The sequence below is a fragment of the Massilia sp. CT11-108 genome (genome assembly GCF_047302915.1).
GTDB classification, from domain to species: Bacteria; Pseudomonadota; Gammaproteobacteria; order Burkholderiales; family Burkholderiaceae_D; genus Telluria; species Telluria orientalis.
The window spans coordinates 1-367 of sequence record NZ_JBKYMO010001336.1 but is presented as its reverse complement, the minus strand read 5'-3'; the positions used below and the strand labels follow the sequence as shown (position 1 = coordinate 367).

Here is a 367-nt window from a genome sequence, read left to right as displayed (position 1 = left end):
GCCCTCGAGCAAGTCGCGGTCGGAGCGCCTGCAGATCTGCGGCCCGGCGCCGAAAGGCTGGGCGAGCAGCGCGGGCCGGCTGAAATTCGCCTGCACGCTGTTCGAGGACGAAACCGATCCGCTGTGGCCCGATTGCGCCCGGCTCGCGCTGACGGGGAGGGCGCCATGAAGAAGGTCCGCATCGATTTCGCGCCGCCCAGCCTCGCGCGCACGTGGCACCGCGCGCCGCGCGGGACGTGGAGCCTGTTGATCGCCGCTCTGGCACTGGCGGGGCCGCTCGCGAGCACTGTCGCGCAATACCGCGGCCTGCAGCGCGTGGAAGCGGAGCGGACGGCGCAGGTCGCGCAGGCGCAGGCACGCGCGGTCG

General features: G+C 73.6%; 1 pseudogene. It reads left to right on the top strand.

What is annotated here, in order from left to right:
* Positions 1–165 precede the first annotated feature (165 nt).
* Positions 166–367, top strand: a pseudogene (locus tag ACEN88_RS34680) (hypothetical protein); the annotation flags it as partial.